Source organism: Agrobacterium sp. CFBP 3001 (assembly GCF_027871605.1).
GTDB classification, from domain to species: Bacteria; Pseudomonadota; Alphaproteobacteria; order Rhizobiales; family Rhizobiaceae; genus Agrobacterium; species Agrobacterium leguminum.
The window spans coordinates 57,025-82,847 of sequence record NZ_JAQAHD010000008.1; the positions used below are offsets into that span (position 1 = coordinate 57,025).

24 protein-coding genes and 1 tRNA gene are annotated in these 25,823 nt (G+C 59.9%); 13 read left to right on the forward strand and 12 right to left on the reverse strand.

Features of this window, described 5'->3' with window-relative positions:
- Window positions 1–351: 351 nt before the first annotated feature.
- The 5 genes from PH605_RS12330 to PH605_RS12350 all read right to left on the reverse strand — a co-directional run bounded on the left by PH605_RS12330 (window position 352) and on the right by PH605_RS12350 (window position 6,180).
- Complete coding sequence (locus PH605_RS12330; protein WP_142845137.1) at window positions 352–3,195, reverse strand: valine--tRNA ligase; 2,844 nt, start codon at window positions 3,193–3,195, stop codon at window positions 352–354.
- Window positions 3,196–3,413: 218 nt separating this feature from the next.
- A complete protein-coding gene (gene popZ, locus PH605_RS12335; protein WP_142845136.1) occupies window positions 3,414–4,421 on the reverse strand; it encodes a cell division protein PopZ in 1,008 nt (335 codons plus the stop codon).
- A 389-nt stretch (window positions 4,422–4,810) separates the two neighbouring features.
- Window positions 4,811–5,482 (reverse strand): protein-L-isoaspartate O-methyltransferase family protein, encoded by a 672-nt coding sequence (locus PH605_RS12340; RefSeq protein WP_142845135.1) that lies wholly within the window; start codon window positions 5,480–5,482, stop codon window positions 4,811–4,813.
- Window positions 5,483–5,714: 232 nt separating this feature from the next.
- Window positions 5,715–5,788: transfer RNA gene (locus tag PH605_RS12345), tRNA-Cys, on the reverse strand.
- Between the two features lie 239 nt (window positions 5,789–6,027).
- A complete protein-coding gene (locus tag PH605_RS12350; RefSeq protein WP_003495626.1) occupies window positions 6,028–6,180 on the reverse strand; it encodes a DUF3309 family protein in 153 nt (50 codons plus the stop codon).
- A gap of 709 nt (window positions 6,181–6,889) precedes the next feature.
- On the opposite strand from PH605_RS12350, the gene PH605_RS12355 reads away from it, so the two are divergent.
- Both PH605_RS12355 and PH605_RS12360 read left to right on the forward strand, forming a co-directional pair.
- The gene (locus PH605_RS12355; protein WP_003523369.1) at window positions 6,890–7,195 is read left to right on the forward strand and encodes a hypothetical protein; all 306 of its coding nucleotides are present in this window, start codon (window positions 6,890–6,892) and stop codon (window positions 7,193–7,195) included.
- 94 nt (window positions 7,196–7,289) lie between these two features.
- Window positions 7,290–7,535 carry a DUF982 domain-containing protein gene (locus PH605_RS12360; protein WP_003523370.1) on the forward strand — a complete coding sequence of 82 codons (246 nt, stop codon included), beginning with the start codon at window positions 7,290–7,292 and terminating at the stop codon, window positions 7,533–7,535.
- Window positions 7,536–8,050: 515 nt separating this feature from the next.
- Here PH605_RS12360 and wrbA read toward each other — a convergent pair.
- The gene (gene wrbA / locus PH605_RS12365) at window positions 8,051–8,650 is read right to left on the reverse strand and encodes an NAD(P)H:quinone oxidoreductase type IV (RefSeq protein ID WP_080857032.1); all 600 of its coding nucleotides are present in this window, start codon (window positions 8,648–8,650) and stop codon (window positions 8,051–8,053) included.
- 277 nt (window positions 8,651–8,927) lie between these two features.
- On the opposite strand from wrbA, the gene PH605_RS12370 reads away from it, so the two are divergent.
- The 8 genes from PH605_RS12370 (at window position 8,928) to PH605_RS12405 (ending at window position 16,849) form a co-directional block, all read left to right on the forward strand.
- Window positions 8,928–9,719, forward strand: coding sequence for a competence/damage-inducible protein A (locus PH605_RS12370; protein ID WP_142845171.1), 792 nt, complete (start codon window positions 8,928–8,930; stop codon window positions 9,717–9,719).
- Between the two features lie 219 nt (window positions 9,720–9,938).
- Window positions 9,939–10,784: a universal stress protein gene (locus PH605_RS12375; protein WP_125146679.1), complete on the forward strand. Its 846-nt coding sequence runs from the start codon at window positions 9,939–9,941 to the stop codon at window positions 10,782–10,784.
- Between the two features lie 110 nt (window positions 10,785–10,894).
- Window positions 10,895–11,392 carry a xanthine phosphoribosyltransferase gene (gene gpt / locus PH605_RS12380; RefSeq protein WP_003523375.1) on the forward strand — a complete coding sequence of 166 codons (498 nt, stop codon included), beginning with the start codon at window positions 10,895–10,897 and terminating at the stop codon, window positions 11,390–11,392.
- 553 nt (window positions 11,393–11,945) lie between these two features.
- Window positions 11,946–12,077, forward strand: a complete 132-nt coding sequence (locus PH605_RS12385) for a hypothetical protein (protein WP_271040148.1) — start codon at window positions 11,946–11,948, stop codon at window positions 12,075–12,077.
- Window positions 12,067–15,885 carry a vitamin B12-dependent ribonucleotide reductase gene (locus tag PH605_RS12390; protein WP_142845132.1) on the forward strand — a complete coding sequence of 1,273 codons (3,819 nt, stop codon included), beginning with the start codon at window positions 12,067–12,069 and terminating at the stop codon, window positions 15,883–15,885. Before PH605_RS12385 ends, PH605_RS12390 begins: the two co-directional genes overlap by 11 nt.
- 260 nt (window positions 15,886–16,145) lie before the next feature.
- The gene (locus PH605_RS12395; RefSeq protein WP_269825597.1) at window positions 16,146–16,280 is read left to right on the forward strand and encodes a hypothetical protein; all 135 of its coding nucleotides are present in this window, start codon (window positions 16,146–16,148) and stop codon (window positions 16,278–16,280) included.
- Between the two features lie 87 nt (window positions 16,281–16,367).
- Entirely contained in the window at window positions 16,368–16,520 is a 153-nt protein-coding gene (locus PH605_RS12400; RefSeq protein WP_237680923.1) for a BrnT family toxin, read from the forward strand.
- On the forward strand, window positions 16,517–16,849 hold the full coding sequence (locus PH605_RS12405) for a helix-turn-helix domain-containing protein (RefSeq protein WP_161987880.1): 333 nt from the start codon (window positions 16,517–16,519) through the stop codon (window positions 16,847–16,849). The genes PH605_RS12400 and PH605_RS12405 overlap by 4 nt, the downstream gene beginning before the upstream one ends.
- Window positions 16,850–16,855: 6 nt before the next feature.
- Here PH605_RS12405 and PH605_RS12410 read toward each other — a convergent pair whose 3' ends face one another.
- Window positions 16,856–18,181, reverse strand: a complete 1,326-nt coding sequence (locus tag PH605_RS12410) for an Nramp family divalent metal transporter (RefSeq protein WP_161987879.1) — start codon at window positions 18,179–18,181, stop codon at window positions 16,856–16,858.
- A gap of 374 nt (window positions 18,182–18,555) precedes the next feature.
- On the opposite strand from PH605_RS12410, the gene PH605_RS12415 reads away from it, so the two are divergent.
- Window positions 18,556–18,783 carry a hypothetical protein gene (locus PH605_RS12415; RefSeq protein WP_142845131.1) on the forward strand — a complete coding sequence of 76 codons (228 nt, stop codon included), beginning with the start codon at window positions 18,556–18,558 and terminating at the stop codon, window positions 18,781–18,783.
- Window positions 18,784–18,807: 24 nt separating this feature from the next.
- Here PH605_RS12415 and PH605_RS12420 read toward each other — a convergent pair whose 3' ends face one another.
- Window positions 18,808–20,541, reverse strand: a complete 1,734-nt coding sequence (locus tag PH605_RS12420; protein WP_059760228.1) for an ABC transporter ATP-binding protein — start codon at window positions 20,539–20,541, stop codon at window positions 18,808–18,810.
- 229 nt (window positions 20,542–20,770) lie between these two features.
- Here PH605_RS12420 and PH605_RS12425 point away from each other — a divergent pair, with 229 nt between their 5' ends.
- Complete coding sequence (locus PH605_RS12425; RefSeq protein WP_065656017.1) at window positions 20,771–22,009, forward strand: AI-2E family transporter; 1,239 nt, start codon at window positions 20,771–20,773, stop codon at window positions 22,007–22,009.
- A 183-nt stretch (window positions 22,010–22,192) separates the two neighbouring features.
- Here PH605_RS12425 and PH605_RS12430 read toward each other — a convergent pair whose 3' ends face one another.
- On the reverse strand, window positions 22,193–22,648 hold the full coding sequence (locus PH605_RS12430; RefSeq protein ID WP_078052702.1) for a GNAT family N-acetyltransferase: 456 nt from the start codon (window positions 22,646–22,648) through the stop codon (window positions 22,193–22,195).
- Window positions 22,649–22,753: 105 nt separating this feature from the next.
- Between PH605_RS12430 and PH605_RS12435 the strand changes: the two genes are divergently transcribed.
- Entirely contained in the window at window positions 22,754–23,173 is a 420-nt protein-coding gene (locus PH605_RS12435) for a hypothetical protein (RefSeq protein ID WP_078052701.1), read from the forward strand.
- 142 nt (window positions 23,174–23,315) lie between these two features.
- On the opposite strand, the gene PH605_RS12440 is transcribed toward PH605_RS12435, so the two are convergent.
- From PH605_RS12440 to PH605_RS12450, 3 genes are all read right to left on the reverse strand, one after another.
- Window positions 23,316–24,506, reverse strand: coding sequence for a DUF2336 domain-containing protein (locus PH605_RS12440; protein WP_142845130.1), 1,191 nt, complete (start codon window positions 24,504–24,506; stop codon window positions 23,316–23,318).
- Window positions 24,507–24,575: 69 nt separating this feature from the next.
- Window positions 24,576–25,193 carry a flavin reductase family protein gene (locus PH605_RS12445; protein WP_080856453.1) on the reverse strand — a complete coding sequence of 206 codons (618 nt, stop codon included), beginning with the start codon at window positions 25,191–25,193 and terminating at the stop codon, window positions 24,576–24,578.
- Window positions 25,193–25,774 carry a nitroreductase family protein gene (locus PH605_RS12450; RefSeq protein WP_142845129.1) on the reverse strand — a complete coding sequence of 194 codons (582 nt, stop codon included), beginning with the start codon at window positions 25,772–25,774 and terminating at the stop codon, window positions 25,193–25,195. Before PH605_RS12450 ends, PH605_RS12445 begins: the two co-directional genes overlap by 1 nt.
- Window positions 25,775–25,823 lie beyond the last annotated feature (49 nt).

Consider the following 25,823-nt stretch of genomic DNA (forward strand, 5'->3'; position numbering starts at 1 on the left):
GTAAGAATTTCATGTCGATCCCCTTGCATAATCATTTTAGGTTATTTTTCTAATCCCATTGAAGCAATCAGACATAAAATGAAACAAATTCCCACTTGAGGCAGGAATTGTCGCCAAATAACCACACTCACGGGTTTCCCGAGGAAACGCGCTTATCAGGCCGTTTTTGTTGGATTTTTTGGCTGTTTCAGAGGTTTTTGGCCGGGCATGGCGTGAAATAATCGCTCTTTCGGGTGCCCATGATTCGCCGTTGCGGTGCAGCAATCAATCGAGACGAATTGTTACATAGAAACAAAAACGCCCCGTTTCGAACGGGGCGTTTTGTTTTCAGAAAAGAGCCGGGGGCAGCTATTAACCCGCTTCGCTGACCCGCGTGAGCGCCGTTCTCAGGCTTGCAAGCTGCACTTCCAGCTCTGCCTTGCGCTCGCGCTCGGCGGCGACCACTTCCGGATCGGCATTGGCCACGAATTTTTCGTTCGACAGCTTCTTGTCGATGCGTTCCATTTCCGCATCGACCTTGCCGATCGCCTTTTCGAGACGGGCTTCCTCGGCCGCCAGATCGATGAGCTTGCCGAGCGGCAGGCAAACCGTGGCCTCGCCGACGATGATCTGCGCGGAGCCCTTGGGCGCGACATCGGCGGCGCGGATTTCATCCGCCCGCGCCAAGCGCCGGATGGCGGCGGCGTGGCGGTCAAGCCGCGCTTCGGTGGAGGTATTGGCGCCGACAACCACCAGCGAAGCGGTGGCGCCCGGCGGCACATTCATCTCGGCGCGCGCGGAGCGAATGCCGGAGACGAGATCGATCAGCCAGTTGATTTCGGCCGCCGCGGCATCGTCGCGGAATTCCGGCACCGGCCAGTCGGTCAGGCAAAGCAGATTATCCCGCTCCTCGCCCTCGCCCGCCGTATGCGCCCACAGCTCTTCCGTCATGAAGGGCATGAAGGGATGCAGGAGCTTGTAGATCTCGTCCAGAACATAGGCCGCGCAGGCCTGCGATTCCCTCTTGGCCTTTTCGTCTTCGCCGCTGAAGACAGGCTTCAGCAGTTCCAGATACCAGTCGCAGAACTGGTTCCAGACGAAACGGTAGAGAATGCCGGAGGCGTCGTTGAAACGGAAGTTCTCAAGCGCCGCCGTCACGTCGCGCGCCGTATTGGCAAGCTCGGTCAGAATCCAGCGGTTGATGGTCAGCGACGCGGTTTCGGCAAGGAAATGCGGGTCGCGCTTCACGCCGTTCATCTCGGCAAAACGCGTCGCATTCCAGAGCTTGGTCCCGAAGTTGCGATAACCGGCGATACGCGCCGGATCGAGCTTCACGTCGCGCCCCTGCGCCGCCATGATGGCAAGCGTGAAACGCAGCGCATCCGCACCATATTCGTCGATCAGTTCCAGCGGATCGATGACGTTGCCCTTGGACTTCGACATCTTCTGGCCGTTCTTGTCGCGAACCAGCGCGTGGATATAGACCGTGCTGAAAGGCTCGACCGGGTTGCCGGCATCGTCCTTCATGAAATGCAGGCCCATCTGCATCATCCGCACCACCCAGAACGGGATGATGTCGAAACCGGTCACCAGCACGTTGGTCGGATAATAGCGCGCCAGTTCCGGTGTCTGTTCGGGCCAGCCGAGAGTCGAGAACGGCCAGAGCGCCGACGAGAACCAGGTGTCGAGCACGTCTTCGTCGCGGGTCAGGATTTCACCCGGCTTGAAGTTCTCAAGCTTCTCCTCGACCCAGGCCTTCCACGGACCTTCATGGGCGATGTAGTGCTGGATGGCCGCCTGAAGCGCCTCTTCTTCGGTCTTCTCAACGAAGACCTGTCCGTCCGGGCCATACCATGCGGGAATCTGGTGTCCCCACCACAATTGCCGCGAGATACACCAGGGCTGGATGTTCTCCATCCACTGGAAGTAGGTGTTTTCCCAGTTCTTCGGCACGAAATTGGTGCGGCCTTCGCGAACGGAGGCAATCGCCGGCTGGGCCAGCGTCTTGTTGTCCACCCACCACTGGTCGGTCAGGCGCGGCTCAATCGGCACACCGCCACGGTCGCCATGCGGCACGACATGCTTGTGCGGCTCGATCTTGTCGAGCAGGCCGGCTTCCTCGAAGATTTCGACGATGATCTTGCGGGCGGTAAAGCGGTCCTGCCCTTCCAGACGATCCCATGCGCCATGCAGCGCCGCGGGATGGCTGAGACCTTCGAGGAAATCCTCGTTCTCCTTGATGGAGATCGTGCCGTCGATATTCATGATGTTGATGGCGCGCAGACCGCAGCGCTTGCCGACTTCGAAATCGTTGAAGTCATGCGCAGGCGTGATCTTAACCGCGCCCGTGCCGGCCGTCGGGTCGGCATAGTCATCGGCGACGATCGGAATCTTGCGGCCAACGATCGGCAAGATGACATGCTTGCCGATGATGCCCTTGTACCGTTCATCCTTCGGGTTCACCGCAACGCCGGTATCGCCGAGCATGGTTTCGGGCCGCGTCGTGGCGACGACGATATAGTCGCGCGTTTCGAACTCGGTGGGCTTCCCCTCCTCGTCGAAAGCGACCGGATATTGATAGGTGACACCCTTTTCCAGCGGATAACGGAAGTGCCAAAGGTTGCCCTTCACCTCGATCTGTTCGACTTCCATGTCGGAAATCGCCGTCTGCAGCTTCGGGTCCCAGTTGACGAGGCGCTTGTCCTTATAGATCAGGCCCTGCTTGTAGAGCGTGACGAAAACTTCGAGAACCGCCTGCGACAGCCCCTCATCCATGGTGAAGCGCTCACGCGACCAGTCACAGGAGGCACCAAGGCGTTTCAGCTGGTTGAAAATGAGACCGCCGGATTCGGCCTTCCACTCCCAGACCTTCTCCACGAAAGCCTCACGGCCCATATCGCGGCGGCCCGGAAGCTGCTGTTCCATCAGCTTGCGCTCGACGACCATCTGCGTGGCGATGCCGGCATGGTCCATACCCGGCTGCCACAGCACGTCCTTGCCGCGCATGCGCTCGAAGCGGACCAGAATATCCTGCAGCGTGTTGTTGAGCGCGTGGCCCATATGCAGGGAGCCGGTCACATTCGGCGGCGGGATGACTATGGTGAAGGTTTCCGCGCCCGGCTTGGCGTTGGCGCCGGCACGAAAAGCGTTAGCCTCGTCCCAGGCTTTGGCGATCTTCGGTTCGACGGATGCGGAATCGTAGGTCTTTTCGAGCATTTCCTGACCTGAATTTTAGAGTTCTTGTGTGGATTTTTTAAATAAGGATGGACGGGAGAGAGTCAACAGAAACCCGCCCGCGAGCCAACCATTGAGCGGACCCACGGGTGAATATGACCCCATAACACCTTCATCTTCAACAAAAAAGCCGCCCCGATGCCGGAGCGGCCCCTGTTTCGTCGCATCCGCCGCGATCGCACATGCGGCCGGAGCGGAACTTAACGGCGCGAACCGCGCGCCACGCGCTCGATTTCCTCGCGCACCAGACGCTCCACGAGCGTCGGCAGATTGTCTTCCAGCCAGTCCTGCAGCATCGGGCGCAGCATTTCGGCGGCCATATCCTCGATCGAGCGCCGCTCGACGCCATCGAAAACCTCTGCAAGCTCGCTGAACGAACGGGCGATCTGCGCACCGGCAGCGGCGGAAAGAAGATTGAGCGACAGACCGCCCTCGACACCCGCCTCGTCTTTTGCCTGTGGCTCGGCCAGATCGAATGCCTGTTTCTCAACGGCAGGCTCCAGCACCGCTATGTCGAAACGCTCCGCTGTCAGCGGCGTTTCGAGGGCGCCGCGCAGAGAAAGCTGATCGAAGCGGTTTTCGGCCGAAGACGCGCTTTCGATGGCGGCAGCGGCAGCGCGATCCTCGGCGGCAAAAGACACCGGCTGCTCGCTTACGCCAGATGCCGGCTGCTCGCTCACGCTCGCGGCGGCCGCAGCCGCCATCAGCGGCCGAACATCCGTCGGGCGCTGCGGTGCGGCGCGTTCGGAAGACGGCGCGGACAAAGGCTGCGATACGGTCGGCGCAGCAGCCGACGGCGCGGTCTCGGCCGCGCCACGCTGGGCCTGCACGGCGAAAGCCTGCGGCCCCATGGCGGCGTTACGGTCTGCGGCGGCACGCACACGGGCGGCGACATCTGCAAGCGACATGGTCTTCTCGGCGGCGCTTTCCTGCCGTTCAGCCATGGGCCCTTCAGAAATCGGCGAAAAATCCTGCGCAGGCCGTGCGCCAAAAGCCTGGTTTGCGGCGGGGGGAACACGCGCCGGCGGGCTGATGGGCTCCGCCACGAAGGCTGCTTCGCTCGCAGCCTCGTCTTCATCGTCATAGACCGGCGGCAACTGCCCGGAAAACGCACCGGCAGGTCCGGTCTCGTTGCTTTCGATGATCCGGCGGATAGACGCCAGAATCTCTTCCATGGACGGTTCACGCGCTACGCTTGGCTGAGCCATATCAATCCCCGGTTTCCACTCTTCGAACGCCCTTGCCGCATCCCTCGGACACCGGATGAGCGCTCCTTGACCTGTTCAATTTTCACATCGCGTTTTCGACAACCGAAATCGATTGTCACACCGATGCTCTGAAACATGGCCGGCCAAGCGCCTGGGCATTTCGCCGTCCCTGTCGCAGGATCATGCGGGGCAGAAATACGCACACCCCGAATCACCCTTAGTTTAGGTCAGCATAGCGAGGAACTAAATCACTGATTCGACAAGTTTCGTGATGATGCACAGCTTTGTGAGGACGGCCCGAAAGGAAGCGCTCCGCCGGCAAACCGAACGTAAAAACGCCGGGGCGGAAACTCCACCCCGGCGTCAGAAAGAAGATGATCGTTTGCCGATCAGAAAACGAATTCGGCCGCCTTGGCAAAACCCGGCAGCGGCTTGACGGAAGCATTGAAGAAAGTGGCGGCCGATGTGCTGTTGCCATCGCGGCGATAGACGGTGGCCTTCGCGGCGCCGCCATATCCGACGACGACAACCAGACGGCCGCCGTCACGCAGCTGGTCGGTCAGTGCCGCCGGCACTTCCTCAACCGAGCCGTTGATGAAAATGAGGTCATAGGGCGCTTCGCCCGCATAGCCCTTTTCGAGGTCGCCGGTTACGACCGCGACATTGTCATATCCGAGCGAGGCGAGCGTCTCGGTCGCCTGTGCGGCCAGCGCCTCATCGCTTTCAAGCGAAACCACCGAACCGGCAAGCTGCGAAAGGATGGCGGCTGCATAACCTGCACCGCCGCCGACTTCCAGCACCACGTCCTCCTTCGACACGGCCGAAAGCTGCAGCAGCTTCGCCAGCGGCGAGGTCTTCATGACATAACGGGCCGGACGGCCATCGCGGGCGGGACAGATCTGCAGGTCCGCGTCCACATAGGCTATCTGCCGCACGCCCGCCGGCACGAATGCCTCGCGCGGCACGCTCAAAAACGCCTTCAGCACGGAATGCGACGTCACGTCGGTCGTGCGCAACTGGCTGTCGACCATATTGGCGCGTGCGGTTTCGAAATCCATCATATCGTATCGCCTCAATTTCACGGATGCCGGTCGGGAAGCCTCGGCTCCAAAAGCTCAAAACGGCAGGGGCTCCCCCTCGCCTTTGGATAATCTCATAATTGCCCAAGCGCACGCTTTCAAGCGCGCTAAGCCGGATGTGTGGGAAAAAGCGAAACAGTGGAGATTTCCGGAACAGCAAATGACCGCGAAGCGGGGTCAAATATCGAAAAAACATTGCGTTCGTGGAAATTTTTGGAGGCCTCGCCCGGAATTGAACCGGGGTACAAGGATTTGCAGTCCTCTGCGTCACCACTCCGCCACGAGGCCTCACACGCTCATCAATCAAGCGATGGCGGGCATTTAGAACGAATCCATTATGGGCGCAAGAGGGTTCGTTCCGAATGTGGTGTTTTTTCGGATCGGACCGGCACACCGCTAAGGCAAGCCGCTTAAGCACTTAAGATTCCGAAGCTTTTTGTATCTGCCTTATATTTCAGAAGAAACAAAGCCCGCATCCGGCACGTTTGCGCCGTTGCGGGCAATGCTGCATTTCCTGTACCAGCCGGTCAGATCCGCCCAAGCAGAACGAGGATCAGGACGATGACCAGAACCAGTCCGAGACCGCCTGACGGGCCATAACCATAATTATGGTAACCCCAGCTTGGCAGTGCGCCGATCAGGAAAAGAATGAGCAGGATGACGAGGATGGTGCCGAGCATGTGTAACCCTCCACTATTGGCATGTGTCCTGCCTGTTTGAACGATGAAATGCGCAAAAAGTTCCCTTTACTGTATAGCCGGCAGCATAACGGTGGAAAGGCATCCTCTTCCGTTTCAACGAGTTACACCGGGAATTCGGGAATGCGGCCTTTGGCTGCTCCGTCTCGAGAAGTAATTCTCTGGCTAATTATATCGCCGCAAAAAGCCCCTGAAGGCCCGCGGCAGGCCGGCCTTCACCGGGATCGACCAAAGCAGCGATTTATTCGAGGTAATTTCTCGGCCTATGTCTATCGGCAGTTGTCCGTCATATTAGCGCCAGTCCCCCGTACCCTGAAACTGGCGGGAGACGGAGAGATCTGGCATCACTGGCAGTGCGCCAGATCTCTCCCGCCCCTCCCCACGCTCCTCGAATTCTCCTTTGCAGGCACACGGATATTTTACCGACTGTGTTCTCGTTCCCCTTGCCTTGCCGGTTTCACTCCGGCTAGACCCCGGACCGGGAGGGAGAAACGAGAATCATATGTCCGGTTTTGCGAACCTCATCCCGCTTTTCATCTTCGGCCTCCTCGTCTACTTTTTCTTTCGCTGGGTCGCGCGCGACATTCAGAATCCGAAGAGCAAATAGTCGGGGAAATCGTCTCCGGCCCCCTGCCCGCCGGGAACCGCCGCGCCTCGACATCGTTTTCACGGACGCACTTCGGAGGACAGGATGAAAACGCTCGTATCATCGGCCGCTATCGCGCTTACACTGGCGCTTGCCGGATGCACCACGGCCGGCCCGGCCGCCTATGTCGGCCCCGCACCCTATGTCGAACCCATTCCCGGCAGTATTATCTACAGGGGCCAGCCGCGCACCAAGCTGACGAAATCGCCGATCGGCAGTACCTTCACCCATGAATTCCGCATCGACGCCAGCACGCGGGCGGTGGAAACCTACCGCATCGCGCCGGACCGCTCGCTGGAACTCATCGACCGCCGCATCATCCGCGAATGGTTGTTCGGGCGCGACGACTGACCGCACCGCAACGGCGCGAAACGGGCCGGGAACGGGATTGCGCATCCTGACCGCTTGGTTTAGAGCCGGGCGCAACAACCATAATGGATAGGCGATGAATACGCGCTGGCAAAAACCCGTCCTGATCGCGTTCGAAACGCCGGGCGACTATACGAGCATTGACACCACGCAGGCGGCCTCCTGGGCGCTGATCGAGGATTGGCCAATCGAAGACGGCGATGCGCTGGACAAGGCGCTGCTGATCTGCGCCGCCGTCGATGCCGGCAGGAAGAAGCCCGAGGATGCGCGCAAGGCGTTCATCGCAGCCGCAATCGAAGCGGGCCTCGATATCAAGGCCTGACGGCGGAACACCTGCCGGCCGTGGACTAAAAAATGCCGCCTGCGGCGTCAGCTTTTTCAGGATAAGACGTGGGATGGATCGCAACAGATGGAAGCTTCCGGAAACATGAAAAAGGCCCTGTTCATTTTTCTCCTCTCCTGCCTGGCGATCGGCCTTCTCGGCCACCTCGTGGTGGCCTTCGTCGTCACCGGCTGAAGCGCCCAAATCCCCTTCGCCGGAAGACGGGGCGAGTGGACATTGGAATTTCCTGAATTTCATTCTTTCGTTATGGAACCGCGATAAACTCTGATCGTTCTCTTTTCACCCAACAGGAGGAGGATCGGAATGCGTGACGGATTGAACGGTTTTCTCGAAATCTCGATGCTCGGCTTCGTGGTCGCAAGCTGCCTTTTCATGGTCAACCTACCGATCTGAGCCACGGCAAAAATTCTTCTTCGACACGACCGGCGACGTGACGTTCCGGTATTAAAAAATGCGGCCTTGTGGGCCGCATTTTTTTTCAACAGATGATCCAATCAGGCGGAAAGCTTGGCGGCGAGTTTCGCCACATGCGCGCCCTGGAAACGGGCGGCTTCCAGTTCGATTTCGGAAGGCTGGCGCGAGCCGTCGCCATCGGTGATGGTGGAGGCGCCATAGGGCGAGCCGCCCTTGATTTCATCGACGCCCATTTGGCCCTGGAAAGCATAGGGCAGACCGACGACCGCCATGCCATGGTGCAGGAAGGTGGGGATGAAACCGAGGATGGTCGATTCCTGACCGCCATGCTGGGTGGCGGAAGAGGTGAAGGCTGAACCGACCTTGCCGACCAGCTTGCCGCTGAACCACAGGCCGCCGGTCTGGTCCCAGAAATTGCGCATCTGCGAGGCGACCGTGCCGAAACGCGTGCCGGCGCCGACGATGATGGCGTCGTAGTCCGCCAGCTCGTCCACAGTCGCCACCGGAGCCGGCTGATCCAGCTTGAAATGGGAAGACTTTGCAACTTCTTCCGGAACGAGTTCGGGAACGCGCTTCACCACGGCTTCCGCGCCGGTGGACTTCACGCCCTCGGCAACGGCATAGGCCATTTTCTCGATATGGCCGTAAGAGGAGTAATAAAGTACCAGAACCTTCGTCATTCTCTTCGTTTCCTTTGCTGGAACTGTTTCCGGCGAACCGGCGACAAGCTTCTTTAAAACTCAATGATAATCGGCTTTGACCCGTAAAAAACGTATGACAAAAAGGTAGCGGACGGATCGGTCTGCCGCCAGCCGGGGATTGGCATACGCACTGTTCACGATGAGTGAACGCCCGGAGCCATCGTCAACCAATCCCCCTTTTGCGTTTCTTCAAAACCGCTTTGCATTCGCGCTGGCGCGGCGTTAACGTCGCGTGAAACAGATGACGAGTGCAACCATGTCCAATCCCTCCTCCGCCCAATCCGTCGTGACCGCCGCCATGCTTGCCATTGGCGACGAACTGCTTTCGGGCCGCACCAAGGACAAGAATATCGGCCACCTCGCGGATGTCCTCACCATGTCCGGCATTGACCTGAAGGAAGTGCGCATCGTCGCCGACGAGGAGGAAGCGATCGTGGAAGCGCTGAACGCGCTGCGCGGCCGCTATGATTATGTCTTCACGTCAGGCGGCATCGGCCCGACCCATGACGACATCACCGCGGATGCGGTCTCTGAGGCGTTCGGCCTGCCCTGCGAGCACGACGCCGAGGCGCTGCGCCTGCTGGGTGACATGTATCGCGTCCGCGAGATGGAATTCACCGAGGCGCGCAAGCGCATGGCGCGCATGCCGAGAGGAGCCGCCCACATCGCCAATCCCGTTTCCGTCGCCCCCGGCTTCGTCATCGGCAATGTTTATGTCATGGCCGGCGTGCCGCAGGTGTTTCAGGCCATGCTGGACAATGTCATGCCGACGCTGCGCACCGGCGCGAAGGTCATGTCGCAGGCGGTGCGGTCGCCCTATGGCGAAGGCGATATCGGCACGCCGCTAACGGCCATCCAGAAAGCCCATCCCGAAACCAGCATCGGCTCCTATCCCAAATATGACGGGCAGCGCTTTTCGACGGAGATCGTGGTGCGCGCCCGCGACGCCGACGTCTTGAAGGCGGCAGCAGACGCGGTTGCCGCCATGATCGAGACTATCGGCCATGAAAAAACACTGGCAGCCAGCAAGGGCGATGCAACCGCCTAGGGCAGAAAAAGCTTGAGACAGAAAAGGCTTGAGACGGGAAGCTTTGACCAAAATCAAGGTGGCGGCCTGTAAAGGCGGCCACTCTCCCCCTGAGCATTCCAGGAAAAGCGGAACAGCTTTTCCGTCCGGACAATGCATAAAACAGAGACTTGGATCGTTCTGGCGATTCGAAGAAAGACCAGAACGATCTGAAAACGACATGTCACCGAGGAGAGAGAAATGGGTTACAAGACGATATTGGCAGTGGTCGACAATGTTTCGAACACGCAGAAGCTCGGCGAATTCGTGGTAAGCCTTGCCGATCAGTTTTCCTCGCATGTGATCGGCCTGCATATGGAAACGCTGGCCGCCGTTCCCCTCGTCGCGCCGATGGAAATTCCCGACCCCGCCACCGTGCAGGCGCTGCAGGATGTGGCACATAAGGAGACCACCGACGTCGGAACCATCTTCGAGCGTACGCTGGCCGCCAACGGCATCTCGCATGAATGGCGCAGCTTCGTCACATCGGTGGGTTACGCCTCCGCATCGGCAATCGACAGCGCCCGTTGCGCCGATCTCGTCGTCGCCCGCCAGAGCAGCTCCTCCGCACTTTCCGACAGCCGCTCGGATATTGACGGTTTCCTCTATGAAAGCGGTCGCCCCGTTCTCCTCGTGCCGCATGTGCTGACAGTTGCGAAACCGATCAAGCGCGTCCTGATCGCCTGGAACGGCTCGCGCGAGGCGACCCGCGCCACCTTCGACGCCCTGCCCTTCCTCAAGGCAGCCGATAGCGTCGAGATATTCTCCGTCGATCAGGCCGAGAGCGAAACGCAGTCTTCCGGGCTCGCCGGCGCGGAACTGGCCGCCACGCTTGCCCGCCACGGCGTCAACGTCACCGTGACCTCGCAGGAAAAGATCGCCGGTGTCTCGCCGCAGGCGGCCATCGAAAACCGGCTGTCCGATAACAGCATCGACCTTCTTGTCATGGGCGCTTACGGCCATTCCCGCTGGTGGGAACTGCTGTTTGGCGGTGTCACCCGCACCCTGCTCGATTCCATGACGGCGCTGACGCTGCTGTCGCGTTAAAACCGGTGGAAGTGGATTGAGCTACAAGACCGTGCGGAAAGCTTGCCTTTTTGCCGGTCTTGCGGCTATTAGCCAAAGCCATCGACAATTTTGACCAGATGGTAGACGACATGTCCCTTCCCGATAAAGCCTTTCCCGTCTCCTGGGACCAGTTTCACCGCGATGCCCGTGCACTTGCCTGGCGTCTTGCCGGCCTTGAGCGGGAGTTCCGCGCGATCGTCTGTATCACCCGCGGCGGCCTCGTGCCGGCGGCGATCATTTCCCGCGAACTGAATATCCGCCTGATCGACACGGTCTGCATCGCCACCCGCCATGATTACGTCAATCAGGGCGAAACGGTTCTGCTGAAGGGTGTCGCCCCGGAACTTTCGGCGGATGGCGGCGAAGGCGTGCTGGTGCTGGACGACCTGACCGATACCGGCAAGACGGCGCTCGAAGTGCGCGAAATGCTGCCCAAGGCGCATTTCGCCTGTGTTTACGCCAAGCCGAAGGGCGTGCCGACCATCGACACCTTCGTTACCGAAGTCAGCCAGGACACCTGGATTTATTTCCCCTGGGACATGGGCTTCACCTATCAGGAGCCGATTGCCAAGGGATCGCGCGGCTGACCAGCCCCGCAGAGAAAAATCACGCTTTGAAACCGCCCCATCGGGGCGGTTTTTTTGTCGGGAAACGCCTTTATGGCGACAGCTAAAAAACACGGAAAAACCGCAGTGTCGCCTTTATGCCTCACCCCGGAAATGCGGGGTTTTGCCTTTCCGTTGCGGAAACCAGCCTCGCGCAAGCTTCAAACTTTGCCGCCAAGTCACTGATTTTTCTAAGAGCTTTTCCTATCCCCGTTTTCCACAGGCACTCCACACAATATCTTGTAGTTAAAAATGGGTTTCAATCTATGGCTTGACGAATCTGTGCCGCGAGAGGAAAGTGACAATTATGTTGCGGCGGCAACGGACCGGAAAGTAACGAGGCCGGTTCCTCTCCATCTTCAGCGCGCATGTCCAAATCGGCGTCCCGGCCATGAGGGGGCGGTTCGCCGCGGGCTTTTGCGCGCCTTTTCGGAACCGCCAAAACATGACGCGGGGACTGGCGGCAGGAAGCTGTTGATACTATATTTAGTATTCCATGACATGCTTGCAGCCGAATAAGCCACGAGATACAGGGATGACATCCAAGGATGAACATCCCTTTCAGATCGGCAACAACCGGCTGCGCGAAGGCATCGCACGGCTGGACCGGATTTTTGCGCCCTTTGCCGGGCGCCCAATGGACGAGGACAGAAACCATGCGCATTGAACGCCGCTTCACGAAGCCCGGCCAATCGCCTTATGCGGAGATCGACTTCCGCAAGGCCGTCAGTGAAATCAAGAACCCGGATGGATCGATCGTGTTCCGTCTGGCGGATATCGACGTTCCCGCGCAGTTCAGCCAGGTTGCCACCGACGTTCTGGCGCAGAAATATTTCCGCAAGGCCGGCGTGCCGAAGTTCCTTAAGAAGGTTGAGGAAAACGACGTTCCTTCCTTCCTGTGGCGCTCCGTGCCCGATGAAAAGGCGCTGAAGGATGTGCCGGAAGCCGAACGTTTCGGTTCCGAGACCGATGCGCGTCAGGTTTTCGACCGTCTGGCCGGCACCTGGGCCTATTGGGGCTGGAAGGGCAAATATTTCTCGTCCGAAGAAGATGCGCTCGCCTTCCGCGATGAGCTTGCCTATATGCTCGCCACCCAGCGCGTTGCGCCGAATTCTCCGCAATGGTTCAACACCGGCCTGCACTGGGCCTATGGCATTGATGGTCCCGGCCAGGGTCACTTCTATGTCGACCCCTTCACGGCTAAGCTGACCAAGTCCAAGTCGGCTTACGAACATCCGCAGCCGCATGCCTGCTTCATCCAGTCCGTTGAGGACGACCTCGTCAATGAAGGCGGCATCATGGACCTGTGGGTGCGTGAAGCGCGCCTGTTCAAATACGGTTCCGGCACCGGCTCCAACTTCTCCTATCTGCGCGGCGAAGGCGAAAAGCTTTCTGGCGGCGGTCGTTCTTCCGGCCTGATGAGCTTCCTCAAGATCGGCGACCGCGCAGCCGGCGCCATCAAGTCCGGCGGCACCACCCGTCGTGCGGCGAAGATGGTCGTTGTCGATGCCGATCACCCCGATATCGAAGCCTATATCGACTGGAAGGTGAACGAGGAGCAGAAGGTTGCCGCGCTCGTCACCGGTTCCAAGATCGTCGCCAAGCACCTGAAGGCGATCATGAAGGCCTGCGTCAATTGCGAGGCTGACAATGGCGATTGCTTCGACCCGGCCAAGAACCCTGCCCTGAAGCGCGAAATCCGCGCTGCCAAGAAGGACATGGTGCCGGAAAATTACGTCAAGCGCGTCATCCAATTCGCAGAGCAGGGTTACAAGGACATCCAGTTCAAGACCTATGACACGGATTGGGATTCGGAAGCCTACCTCACGGTATCCGGCCAGAACTCCAACAACTCCGTCTCGCTGAAGGACGACTTCCTGCGCGCTGTCGAAAATGACGGTGACTGGAACCTGACCGCCCGCAAGGACGGTAAGGTCATGAAGACGCTGAAGGCCCGCGACCTCTGGGAAAAGATTTCCCACGCCGCCTGGGCGTCTGCCGATCCGGGTCTGCACTTCAACACCACCATGAACGACTGGCACACTTCGCCAGCCGCCGGCCCGATCCGCGCCTCCAACCCGTGCTCGGAATATATGTTCCTCGACGACACGGCCTGCAACCTCGCCTCGCTGAACCTTCTGCAGTTCAAGGATCAGGCGACGAAGCGCATCGATATCGCCGATTACGAACATGCCGTTCGCCTATGGACCGTCGTTCTCGAAGTGTCCGTCATGATGGCGCAGTTCCCGTCGCGCCAGATCGCCGAACTCTCCTATGAATACCGCACCCTCGGCCTCGGTTACGCCAATATCGGCGGCCTGCTGATGTCCTCGGGCATTCCCTATGACAGTGCCGAAGGCCGCGCCATTGCAGGTGCCCTCACCGCCATCATGACCGGCGTGTCCTACGCCACCTCGGCCGAAATGGCCGGCGAGCTTGGCCCCTTCCCGGGCTTTGCGCCGAACCGCGACAACATGCTTCGCGTCATCCGCAACCACCGTCGCGCCGCCCTTGGCCAGTCGGAAGGTTATGAAGGCCTGTCGGTCAACCCGGTCGCACTCATCAATGGTGACTGCCCGGATCAGGACCTGATCGCCCATGCCGTCGCCGCCTGGGACAAGGCGTTGACGCTCGGCGAACAGCACGGCTACCGCAACGCCCAGACGACGGTTATCGCGCCGACCGGCACGATCGGCCTCGTGATGGATTGCGACACGACCGGCATCGAGCCCGACTTCGCGCTGGTGAAGTTCAAGAAGCTCGCCGGCGGCGGTTACTTCAAGATCATCAACCGCGCCGTTCCGGATGCACTGCGTTCGCTTGGGTATTCCGAAAGCCAGATCGCCGAGATCGAGGCCTATGCCGTCGGCCATGGCAATCTCAACCAGGCGCCCGGCATCAATCCTTCCACGCTGAAGGCCAAGGGCTTCACCGATGAGAAGATCGAGGCCGTCAATGGCGCGCTGAAGAGCGCCTTCGACATCAAGTTCGTCTTCAACCAGTGGACGCTCGGCGCCGACTTCCTCAAGGAAACGCTGAAAGTTTCCGACGAGCAGCTCTCCGACATGAGCTTCAACCTGCTCGAGCACCTCGGCTTCGGCAAGAAGGACATCGAAGCGGCAAACGTTCACGTCTGCGGCGCGATGACGCTGGAAGGCGCACCGTTCCTGAAGGCCGAGCATCTGCCGGTCTTCGATTGCGCCAACCCCTGCGGCAAGATCGGCAAGCGTTACCTCTCGGTCGAATCGCATATCCGCATGATGGCGGCGGCACAGCCCTTCATCTCCGGCGCGATCTCCAAGACGATCAACATGCCGAACGATGCGACGGTTGAGGATTGCGGTGCGGCCTACATGCTCTCCTGGAAGCTGGCGCTGAAGGCAAACGCCCTTTACCGCGATGGTTCCAAGCTTTCCCAGCCGCTCAACGCTTCGCTGGTGGAAGACGAGGACGAAGAAGACCTGATCGAAGAACTCATCCAGCAGCCGGCTGCACAGCAGGCCGTGACGATCACCGAAAAGATCGTCGAACGCGTCATCGAGCGTGTCTCGCGTGAGCGTGAAAAGCTGCCGAACCGCCGTCAGGGTTACACCCAGAAGGCGACCGTTGGCGGTCACAAGGTCTATCTGCGCACCGGCGAATTCGGCGATGGCCGCATCGGCGAAATCTTCATCGACATGCACAAGGAAGGTGCGGCCTTCCGTGCGATGATGAACAACTTCGCCATCGCCATTTCGCTCGGCCTGCAATATGGCGTGCCGCTGGAAGAATATGTGGAGGCCTTCACCTTCACCAAGTTCGAACCGGCCGGCATGGTGCAGGGCAACGACGCGATCAAGAACGCCACGTCGATCCTCGACTACGTGTTCCGCGAACTCGCCGTCTCCTATCTCGGCCGCCATGATCTCGCCCATGTCGATACGTCGGATTTCTCCAACACGGCGCTCGGCAAGGGTATCCAGGAAGGCAAGACCAACCTCGTTTCCACCGGCTGGACCCGCGGTTACAAGCCGACGCTGGTTTCCAGCAATGGCGGCGAACGGTCGTCTTCCGAGCCGAAGGGCTCGGCAACGGCAGCCCCCGCCCGCGCTTCGGCCAACGTGACCTCCTTTGCCGGCTCCGCCGCCCGCAAGCTGGAACCGACCGTCTCCGTCGCGACCTCAGAAATCGTCTCCTTCAAGCGGGACTATGAAGAGCGCGCCAGGGAACTGGCCGAAGAAATCGCCGAGGAAGTGATCGACGACGTCGCCCAGGAATCCCAGCAGACGGCCACCGCCCTCTTCTCCGACAAGGCCGCCGCCGACGCTGCATCGGCCAAGACGGAAGCCAAGAAGGTGGAAAACGAACGCCGCATGCGCTCGATCGCTCAAGGGTATACCGGCAACATGTGCTCGGAATGCCAGAACTTCACAATGGTGCGGAACGGCACTTGCGAGAAGTGCGATACGTGCGGTGCGACGAGCGGTTGCAGCTGAGATAGCTGTGGATAACTCGTAAATTTCCAGCCCGACATTTTTGTCGGGCTGGATTTTCAAAGGGAACAAAACGAGAATCGGATTTGTGATTTGAAATACAAAAGCCGGGACACGAAGTCCCGGCTTGTATACCGCGAAAAAGCCGAAGCTCACGCGGGGCGAAGAGACTCAAGTGCCTCCTCTGTTGGCGCAGTGATTATGGAGCATGAGAGAATTGAAGTCGAGGTAACTTCGGTAGCCATCAACAAGGAGTTTTCTAGATGGCCTCCAATGAACGTACGTCCAAGTCGGTTGCATCTACGGCAGGAAAATTGCTCAGCAACCCCAAGACACCCGCAGCTGTAAAAAAAGTTGCGGCCTCTGCATTAACTCAAGCACCGAATAAAAAGAAATGATGCATACCTAGGGCTCTTTCGGAAATGAAAGAGCCCTTGTTGCTTTGATATTTTAGTTATTTCACTAATGGAAACCCGTAGTCCACAATGTTATATTCCGAGTGGAATGACCGAAAGGCTTTAACCAATCTCGCCAAACATGGCGTCAGCTTTGAAACCGCCCGCAAGGTTTTTGACGATCCATTTGCCGTGGATATCGATGATCGTTCGGCTAATTACGGCGAAGTCCGACGACAATGACTGGTGAAATCGATCAAACAGACTGGGCCCGTCTTCACGCCATGACCGACGAAGAAGCGGAGGCCAATGCGCTGGCCGACCCTGATAATCTGCCGCTTTCCGCCGAACAACTTGCCTCGGCTCCCAGAATGCCGCGCATCAAGATCATCCGCCGGGCTCTGAAGCTGACGCAGGAAGAGTTTTCCGCACGTTATCATATTCCGCTTGGCACCCTGCGTGATTGGGAACAGGGACGTAGCGAGCCGGACCAGCCGGCCCGCGCTTATCTTAAGGTCATCGCCGTCGACCCGGAGGGCACGGCGGCCGCGCTCCGTAAAGGCGCGGCCTGACCCGCCTCACCCGATAAAATCCATCAGCAGCTTCACATTCAACGCCGCAATCACCACCGCGATCAGCCATGCGAAGCCTGAGAGCCAGAGTGGTGAGCGCAGCTCGCCCATCTTGGTCTTGTCGGCGGTAAACATCACGAGCGGGAAGACGGCGAAGGAGAGTTGCAGGCTTAAGACCACCTGTGTCAAGATCAGTAGTTCGCCCGTGCCGCTATCGCCATAAAGAATGGTCACGCCGGCGGCGGGGATGATGGCGATGGCGCGGGTGATGAGGCGGCGCAGCCAGGGCGCGAGCCGCATTTTTAGGAAACCCTCCATCACGATCTGGCCGGCAAGCGTTGCCGTGACGGTGGAATTGATGCCGCAGCACAACAGTGCCACGCCGAACAGCGTCGGCGCAATCGCAAGGCCAAGCAGAGGCGCCAGCAGATTATGGGCCTCGCCGAGTTCGGCGACATTGGTCTGTCCCGCCTTGTAGAAGGTCGCCGCCGCCAGAATGAGGATCGAGGCGTTGATGAGGAGCGCGAACATCAGCGCGATGGTGGAATCGAGGGTCGCGAATTTCAGCGCCTCCCGTTTTTCGGCAATCGTCTCGCCGATTTCACGGGTCTGCACGATGCCCGAATGCAGATAGAGATTATGCGGCATGACGGTCGCGCCGAGAATACCGAGCGCCAGATAGAGCATGTCAGGATTGGTGACGATCTCGGTCGTCGGCGCAAAACCAAGGATCACTTGCCCCCAGTCAGGGTCGGCGAGCGCCACCTGAATGGCGAAACACACGGCGATGACGCCAAGCAGTGTGATGACCAGCGCCTCCACCCAGCGGAAGCCGAGCTTTTGCAGATAAAGGATCAGGAGTACATCGAGCGCGGTGATGAGGACGCCGAGTTCCAGCGGAATGCCGAAAATGAGGTTGAGGCCGATGGCCGTGCCGATCACCTCGGCGATATCGGTGGCGATGATGGCGATTTCGGCCAGCAGCCACAGCACCATCGCCACCGGCTTCGGATAGGCATCGCGACAGGCCTGTGCGAGATCGCGGCCGGACGCGATCGCGAGACGGGCGCAGAGCGATTGCAGCACGATCGCCATGATGTTCGAGACCAGCGCGACGGTGAGCAGCGTGTAGCCGAATCTGGAGCCGCCGGCGAGCGACGTCGCCCAGTTTCCGGGATCCATGTAACCGACCGCAACGAGATAGCCGGGGCCGAAAAAGGCCATCGCCCGGCGAAACGTGCCGGCATTCGGTTTGACGCGGATCGAGCTGTGAACGTCGGACAACGAGAGATCGTCGCCGTTCCGTCGCCATCCAAAGACTGGCTTATCCATTTTCTGCGCTTTCAAATGGGAGATTGAATTGGTGCAATTGCAAATCATTCGCATAAGCAGCAGCGACTGGCAAGGGGAGTTTTACGGCCGGATATCAGGGTGCGATGACGCAGACGCGCGTCCGGTTCGGGCACGAACCGGCAGACGATCACGCGCTTATGGCTGGCCCTCCTCTCCCTCCCGCCGTGCGCCGGTTGGATTACGTCTAAGGCCGGGATGATGGAGGTCGGGGAAAAAGGGCGGCGGCGAATGCGGAGGCGCTGTCATCTCGAGCGCCTCACGGCCTTGTCATCGCCCTGCCCCCGTCGATTTCGGAACGGCCGCACACCCGCCTGCGTTGATCTTTCAGGAAGCAACCTATTGCGGGAAAGCTCATGCAACAGGGCCACAAATTCAGCCTGGTGAACCATCCGAGCCGATGGCCGAAATATATCATGGCGCACAGAAAGCCGCGCGACTGGCTGATGACGATCAGCGGCATCGTGCTGCTGTTCATTGTCGCCGCCGCGGTCGCCATGGGTTATCTCGTCACCAGCCATCCCGGCAAGCCGGAGCCCAACCCCGGCATCGTGGAGGAACAGGCAGCGGAAAACAGCGGATAGATTGCGGCCCCAACGCGCCGCTTATCAACTAAGGCCCGCAAGGTGCCCGCTGAATTGCGCCTCATGCAACCGGCTGTAATGGCCCTTGGCGGCCAGCAACTCGGCATGGGCGCCGGTTTCGGCAATGCCGGTCTGGTCCACCACCACGATGCGCGAGGCGTCACGGATCGTCGCCAGCCGGTGGGCGATGACGAGCGTGGTGCGGCCTTTGGCAAGCTCCGTCAGCGATTGCTGGATGGCGCGTTCGGTTTCCGTGTCGAGCGCGGAGGTCGCCTCATCGAGAATGAGGATCGGCGGGTTCTTCAAGAACATGCGGGCAATGGCGAGACGCTGTTTCTGGCCGCCGGAAAGCTTGACGCCGCGCTCACCGATGACGGTGTCGAGCCCGAGCGGCATGGCCTCGATGACGCCGTCGAGACGGGCGCGCCGCGCCGCATCCATGATATCCGCATCCGAAGCGCCGAGCCGGCCATATTCGATATTCTCGCGGATCGTGCCGCCGAACAGGAAGACATCCTGCTGCACGATGCCGATCTGGTTGCGCAGCGAAGCAAGCTTCATCTTGCGGATATCGATGCCGTCAATGGTGATCGCGCCGCTGGTGACATCGTAAAAACGCGGCAAAAGCGAGCAGAGCGTCGTCTTGCCCGCCCCCGAAGGACCGACAAAGGCCACCGTCTCGCCGGCGCTGATCTTCAGATCGATATTGGTAAGAACCGTCTTGCCCTCGGCATAACCGAAGCCGACATGGCGATATTCGATATTGCCGCGCAGCAACGGCGCTTCCACCGCATCCGGCGCATCGACGATATCAGGCGCGGTGTCCAAAAGCTCGGTGAAGCGGCGGAAACCGGCAATGCCCTTCGGATAGGTCTCGATGACGGAATTGATCTTTTCCACCGGCCGGAAAAACACGCCCACCAGCAGCAGGAAGCCGACAAAGCCGCCTTCCGTCAGGCTGCCCGTCAGCACGAACCAGGCGCCGCAGATCATCACGATCATCTGCGTCAGGCGCATGCTCATATAGCTGAGCGAGGTGCTGGCCGCCATGATCTTGTAGGCATCGAGCTTGGTGCGGCGGTATTTCTGATTGTCCTTCTCGAACAGCGCCCGCTCGTGATCCTCATTGGCGAAGGCCTGCACCACCCGCATGCCGCCGACATTTTCCTCGATACGGGCGTTGAAATCCCCTACCCGGCCATAAAGCGCGCGAAAATTCTGCGTCATGCGGCCGCCGTAACGGCTGGTCACCCAGGCGGTAACGGGCACGACGGCGGCGGTGATGAGCGCCAGCGGCACATTGACCGAAAGCATCAAAAGGAAAGCGCCGATGAAGGTCATGATGGCGATGAACAGGTCTTCGGGGCCGTGGTGGGCCACCTCGCCGATCTCTTCCAGATCCTTGGTCAGCCGCCCGACCAGATGGCCGGTCTTCTGGTTGTCGAAATAACGGAAGGAGAGCTTCTGCAGATGGTCGAAGGCCAGACGCCGCATGTCGGTCTCGATATTGATGCCGAGCATGTGTCCCCAATAGGTGACCGTCGCCATCAGCCCGGTATTCAGCACATAGATGACCAGCAGCCCCACGGAGGCGGCAAGGATGATGGCCCATTCACCGCCCGGCAGCAGCACATCCACAAAGGCCTTCACCGCCATCGGAAAACCGAGTTCGAGCACGCCCGACAACACCGCGCAGGAAAAATCGAGAATGAACAGACCGCGATAGGGGCGATAATAGGCGAAGAAACGGCGGAGCATGGCATGACCTGGAGATCGGGCGCGGCAACCTTACGCCGCAAGAAAAACGGAGTTCAATTCTCATATTTCGATGCGCGCGCCAAGACCGATGTTCTATTTTTACCAAAATCGTTCAATAGGTTCAGCAATAAACACACAACGGTAATGTGATCCGATTATATTGCACTTATATGTATCGGTGTGACAGAGTGAATGCACCCTTCGGGGAGAATGCGAGAAAGAGCCTGCCGTGAGTAACATTGACAGCCGTAAGCCCAGTGGCGAACCAAGATGGCTTGGTCCCGCCAGCCCGACGCGGATCGCCCTGATCCCGCCCATCTCGGCTGCGCGCTGGCTTCTCGTTCTCGTCGCCCTTGCCGGCATTTATTTCTTCCATGGCTTTCTCGTCCCCGTTCTCGCCGCTCTCGTCATCGGTTTCGCCAGCTGGCCAGTTTATACCCGGCTTCTGCGGCAGGTGGGCGGCAACACCACGCTCGGCGCCACCATCGCCATCATCCTCATCCTCGCCTTCCTCGTGGTGCCGATTTTCATCGCCGCCTCCTATACGGCAAGCGAAATCCGCGAATGGTTCGGCTGGGCGGTGCATGTTAACAAGACCGGCGCCCCCGTGCCGGACTGGATCGCCGCCCTTCCCGCCGTCGGCCCCTGGCTCGGCGAACAATGGGTGAAATATATCGGCACGCCGGGCGCCATCGGCGAACTCATCCAGCTCGTCAGCGGTGCCAATATCGGCAATATCTACCGGGCGATCCTTGCCGCCGGCAACGGCGCGTTCCACCTTGTGCTGACCCTGCTGTTCATGCTGATCGCGCTGTTCTTCGTCTACCGTAACGGCGCGGGCTTCACCCGGCAGGTCGATCTGGTGGGCGAACGCATCCTGCCGACGCGGTGGGAACGCATTTCCCGCGTCGTGCCCGCCACCATCAGCTCCACCGTCACAGGCATGACGCTGATCGCCATCGGCGAAGGCATCATCCTCGGCATCGCCTACTGGATCGCCGGCGTGCCCTCGCCCGTCACGCTCGGCGTGCTCACCGGCGTCATGGCGCTCATTCCGGGCGGTGCGCCGCTCTCCTTTACGCTGGTGTCGATCTATCTGGTCGCCAGCGGCTCGCCCGCCCACGGGCTGGCGCTGTTCGTCTGGGGTTCGGTGGAACTCTTCATCGTCGACAAGACCATCCGTCCGAAACTCGTCGGCGGGCCGATCAAGCTGCCCTTCCTGCCCACCTTTTTCGGCCTCGTCGGCGGCGTCAAGACCATGGGCTTCCTCGGCCTCTTCATCGGCCCGGTGCTGATGGCGCTCCTGGTCGCGATCTGGCGCGAATGGGTGCGTGAGGTGGAAATCTCCGCCGCCGCCAGCGCCGAGGTTCCGCCCCCACCGCCCACGCAGGAAAACGCCGTTGATGAGGTTGCCGCGCTCGAAGACAATAGCGAGGAAACGACGGCGTTTCGGAAAGCGGCGTTTTGATCGGTGAAGCCTACGGGCACACGCCTCGACGCTGGTGCCTATAGATAGTCCTTAAACGGCGCATCCGTCATGCTCGGGCCTGTCCCGAGCATCTGCCACCGATTGATTCTACGATACGTGATTGGATCCTCGGCACAGGGCCGAGGGATGACGTGCAGGATACGGCAATCTCGCGCCGTAGGCCTAAAGCACCTTCTCCATGAACAGGCTGAGCGGATCCGGCCTGTAGGGCGCAAAGGCCTCGATCTCCACAAACCCCGCCTTGCGGTAAAGACCGATCGCCTCCGGCTGGCTGATGCCGGTTTCGAGGCGGATGGCGGAAAGGCCAAGCTCGGCGCCGCGCGCGACAAGCGTGTCCATGATCAGCTTGCCGATCCGCAATCCCCGTGCATCGGGATCGACGAACATGCGCTTCACCTCCGCCGTGCCGTCTCCCGCCTCCACCAGCGCGCCGCAGCCGACCACGCGGCCATCGTGCCGGGCCACGAAAAACGAGACATTGTCCTGCTCGAGCGCGCCGATATCGACCAGATGATTGCTCTCGGCCGGGTAAAGCGAGGCCATATAGGCGTTGGAAAGGTCGATGAGGCGCAGAACCGCATCCTGCCGGGGTGTTTCAAGCTTGATTTCGGTGGCCAATGCGATGCCTGCCTTCTCTATAAAATGCGTATTTCGTCGTAATGTCACTGCAATCGGGATAGATGAGTTTCTAGAGCATAATTCCCGACAGAGGCAACACACACCATGAAAACAGCCCTCGTTCTCATGACCTTCCTTGGCTGCGACGACAGCGCCACCGATTGCCATTACCTCGCCACCTCCCAGCAGCGCTGGACGAGCATCGAACTGTGCGACGCCGTGTCGGAAAAGGAGCTGGAGCGTTACGCTAACGCGCCTTACCCCGTGGTGGTGGCCGTGTGCCAGACACCGGGCGAACAGGCTCCGCAGACGGCCGGCACGCAACCTCCCGCCTCGGCGCCGGCCACTGCACCGCAGGCAACGGTGGCTGTTACGCCGAAGGAAGAGGAAAGCCTCACCAAACAGGCAATCAGCCGCGTCAGCCGTATCCTGCCTTCCACCGAAGGCATAAAGCATCTTTTGGGCACACCGGTGAGGATGGTTGAAAACAGCTATTCGTGGATCGCCAAGCGGTTCGATAAGTGAGGCGATTGGGAAAAAGCGGCGGCGGTTTACTTTGCCGATGCGAGGTAGAGATTTCCTCTAACAGCAAAGCCCCCACTTCCCTCATTCCTGTGCTTGTCACAGGAATGAGGGTGAGAGGATGCACCCGCGAAATACCCGGACCTCACGCCGCCTCCACCGTCAGCGCTTCCGCATAATACCGCGCCTTCTGCCGCTCTTCGGCGATGGCGAGCTTGCGCACGGCATGCAGCAGTTCGAACAGCGTTTCGGAACCGTTGACGTCACGGAAATGCGCCAGCAGTTCCGCCGAGACGGAGGCCGCCACATCAGAGAGCTGCGAGCGGGCGGCACGGCGCCACATCAGCGTCGCCTCCATGAAGACATCGACAACATCGCCGAAAAGACCGACCGACTGGAACAGCGCCTTCAAGGCATGCGGCCGTCCGGTCGCCAGAATGGCGCGCACCTTGCGGTCATCGAGACCGGAGAGATTGACCATGGTCGCCGTGAAAAATTCCAGCCGGCCCGAACAGACGGCATGGATGAGCAGCGCCGGCGTCAGTTCCAGCCGCTGGCGCAGATGCTCCACCAGCGCCGGCAGCTCCGGCGAGGAGACACTGGCGGCGATAAGGATGGTGGCGGAATCTTCCGCCTCGCGGAAAAGACTGTCGGCGCGGTTGCGTGCGATCATTGCGTGAACCAACGCGGAGCCCGCGAGAGCTTCGCTGATGCGGCCCATCAACAGGTGACGTGCATCGGCGGGCAGCGCCTCGCGGCGGAGCAGGAGGTCGCGAATATCGGCGTCCGAGCCATGGCGCTCGGCGATGCGCCTGAGCGAAAACGGCGTGATGAAGGCATCGTCGTTTTCGAGCAGGATGATGGTTTCCGGCAGATCGCCGACTTCGGCAAGCGCTGCGCAGACACCGCGCGGCAGTCCCGGCCTTGCGGCGATGAGCGCGCGCGTCAGGCTTTCTCCACGCCCGGCGAGATCGACCAGATCGGCCTCGCCGAGAACCGGTGAACGTGCAATGACGGTGCAGGCAATTTCCGGCTGGTCTTCGGCGAGTGAGACGAGAATGGCGCGCGGTGCGTCATGGGCATCCGCCAGCGCTTCGGCAAGCGCCAGCCGCACACGCGGCGAAGGATCGTCGAGCAGATAGGTCATCGCCATATAGGCGGCATCGCGGTTCTCGCGCGCCATGTCGGACTGAAGATAGGCACGGCCGAGAGCATTGGCAGCTTTCGCCCGCTCGGTCGATCCAGCCTTTTCAGACCAGCGAAGAAATGCCTGTACGATCACCTGAGCCTCGAAAACATTCGCAACAATGGATGGCGGCATCATCGCCGCCACCATGTATAAAACTCTAGGCGCAAATGGTTTACGTTTGGTTCACCATAAAAATTAACCGCCGCCGAACAAGGACTATATTGACGGCGCAGTAGAGGGGCGCTGCAGCTGGAATACATCGCTGCCGCCATCGCAGTAATCCATATAGCCCATGCGCGCCACGGGTCGCGACAGCCCCATATCGATGCGCCCGTCGCGAATGATCGTTTCATCGATATGGATCGCCATGACCTGTCCGATCACCATCCACGAATCCGCCGGCTGGCCATCCACGTCCTTAAGCTGCTGTATCTGGGTCACGCGGCACTCCAGAACCGCCAGCGCCTCGCCCACGAAAGGCGCATCCACCACCCGCCCGTCAACGGCGGTGAGGCCGGCAAGGGCGAACTCGTCGACATCATAGCCGACGGGTGCCGAAGACGCATTCATCCGCTCCACCAGATGGCGGCTGACGAGATTGGCGGTGAAGACGCCGGTTTCCTCAACATTGCGCAGGCTGTCCTTCCTGCCGCTGGAGGAAAACATCACAAGCTTTGGCCGGTCCGAAATCGCATTGAAGAAGGAATAGGGCGAGAGGTTGAGGGAACCATCCCTGCCCTTCGAGCCGATCCAGCCGATCGGACGCGGTGCGACGATGGCCTTGAACGGATCATGCGGCAGGCCATGCTGGTTGGTGTCCGTGGTGTAGAACATCAAACGTCCCCGACCCAAGTGACGACATCGGCAAGCTCCGGCCGCGGCCGCTCCACCGGCGGGAATGTCGTCGAGCCGATATGAATGAACCCGGCCACCTTCTCTTCCGCGCCGACCTCGATTTCCGCGAGAAATGCGGAATCGAAAGCAAGCCATTCCGTCAGCCAGTTCGCTGCAAAACCGCTGGCATTGGCGGCGAAGATGAGGTTGAGGCACACAGCACCGGCGGACATGACCTGTTCCCATTCCGGAATCTTGAAATGCGGCTTTGCGGTGCTGATGACGGCGATAACGACGGGCGCGCGGGTGAAACGGGTGCGTTCTGCTTCCTGCTGCTGCAGGTCCAGTTCCGGGTTCTTTTCAAGCGCGATTCTCAGCGCAGTCTCACCGAGACGCACACGCTCCTCGCCGCGATAGACGACGAAGCGCCAGGGGGCGAGCTTGCCATGGTCAGGCACACGCACGGCAAGGCGCAGGATGTCCTCGATTTGCCCCTTCGAAGGCCCCGGCTCGGCAAGTTGCAAGGCCGGTGTGGAACGGCGAACCTTGAGATAATCGAGGAGCTTGATATCATTTGTCATGATCAAAAATCTTCCATTCTGCTGTCATCGCAAAAACATGGGCCTTGAA

Bases quoted from the DNA above. Each gene is read 5' to 3' on its own strand.
- PH605_RS12330 (WP_142845137.1), bottom strand. From the start codon at position 3,195: ATGCTCGAAAAGACCTACGATTCCGCATCCGTCGAACCGAAGATCGCC.
- popZ (WP_142845136.1), bottom strand. From the start codon at position 4,421: ATGGCTCAGCCAAGCGTAGCGCGTGAACCGTCCATGGAAGAGATTCTG.
- PH605_RS12340 (WP_142845135.1), bottom strand. From the start codon at position 5,482: ATGATGGATTTCGAAACCGCACGCGCCAATATGGTCGACAGCCAGTTG.
- PH605_RS12350 (WP_003495626.1), bottom strand. From the start codon at position 6,180: ATGCTCGGCACCATCCTCGTCATCCTGCTCATTCTTTTCCTGATCGGC.
- PH605_RS12355 (WP_003523369.1), top strand. From the start codon at position 6,890: ATGAAAACGCTCGTATCATCGGCCGCTATCGCGCTTACACTGGCGCTT.
- PH605_RS12360 (WP_003523370.1), top strand. From the start codon at position 7,290: ATGAATACGCGCTGGCAAAAACCCGTCCTGATCGCGTTCGAAACGCCG.
- wrbA (WP_080857032.1), bottom strand. From the start codon at position 8,650: ATGACGAAGGTTCTGGTACTTTATTACTCCTCTTACGGCCATATCGAG.
- PH605_RS12370 (WP_142845171.1), top strand. From the start codon at position 8,928: ATGTCCAATCCCTCCTCCGCCCAATCCGTCGTGACCGCCGCCATGCTT.
- PH605_RS12375 (WP_125146679.1), top strand. From the start codon at position 9,939: ATGGGTTACAAGACGATATTGGCAGTGGTCGACAATGTTTCGAACACG.
- gpt (WP_003523375.1), top strand. From the start codon at position 10,895: ATGTCCCTTCCCGATAAAGCCTTTCCCGTCTCCTGGGACCAGTTTCAC.
- PH605_RS12385 (WP_271040148.1), top strand. From the start codon at position 11,946: ATGACATCCAAGGATGAACATCCCTTTCAGATCGGCAACAACCGGCTG.
- PH605_RS12390 (WP_142845132.1), top strand. From the start codon at position 12,067: ATGCGCATTGAACGCCGCTTCACGAAGCCCGGCCAATCGCCTTATGCG.
- PH605_RS12395 (WP_269825597.1), top strand. From the start codon at position 16,146: ATGGCCTCCAATGAACGTACGTCCAAGTCGGTTGCATCTACGGCAGGA.
- PH605_RS12400 (WP_237680923.1), top strand. From the start codon at position 16,368: ATGTTATATTCCGAGTGGAATGACCGAAAGGCTTTAACCAATCTCGCC.
- PH605_RS12405 (WP_161987880.1), top strand. From the start codon at position 16,517: ATGACTGGTGAAATCGATCAAACAGACTGGGCCCGTCTTCACGCCATG.
- PH605_RS12410 (WP_161987879.1), bottom strand. From the start codon at position 18,181: ATGGATAAGCCAGTCTTTGGATGGCGACGGAACGGCGACGATCTCTCG.
- PH605_RS12415 (WP_142845131.1), top strand. From the start codon at position 18,556: ATGCAACAGGGCCACAAATTCAGCCTGGTGAACCATCCGAGCCGATGG.
- PH605_RS12420 (WP_059760228.1), bottom strand. From the start codon at position 20,541: ATGCTCCGCCGTTTCTTCGCCTATTATCGCCCCTATCGCGGTCTGTTC.
- PH605_RS12435 (WP_078052701.1), top strand. From the start codon at position 22,754: ATGAAAACAGCCCTCGTTCTCATGACCTTCCTTGGCTGCGACGACAGC.
- PH605_RS12440 (WP_142845130.1), bottom strand. From the start codon at position 24,506: ATGGTGGCGGCGATGATGCCGCCATCCATTGTTGCGAATGTTTTCGAG.
- PH605_RS12445 (WP_080856453.1), bottom strand. From the start codon at position 25,193: ATGTTCTACACCACGGACACCAACCAGCATGGCCTGCCGCATGATCCG.
- PH605_RS12450 (WP_142845129.1), bottom strand. From the start codon at position 25,774: ATGACAAATGATATCAAGCTCCTCGATTATCTCAAGGTTCGCCGTTCC.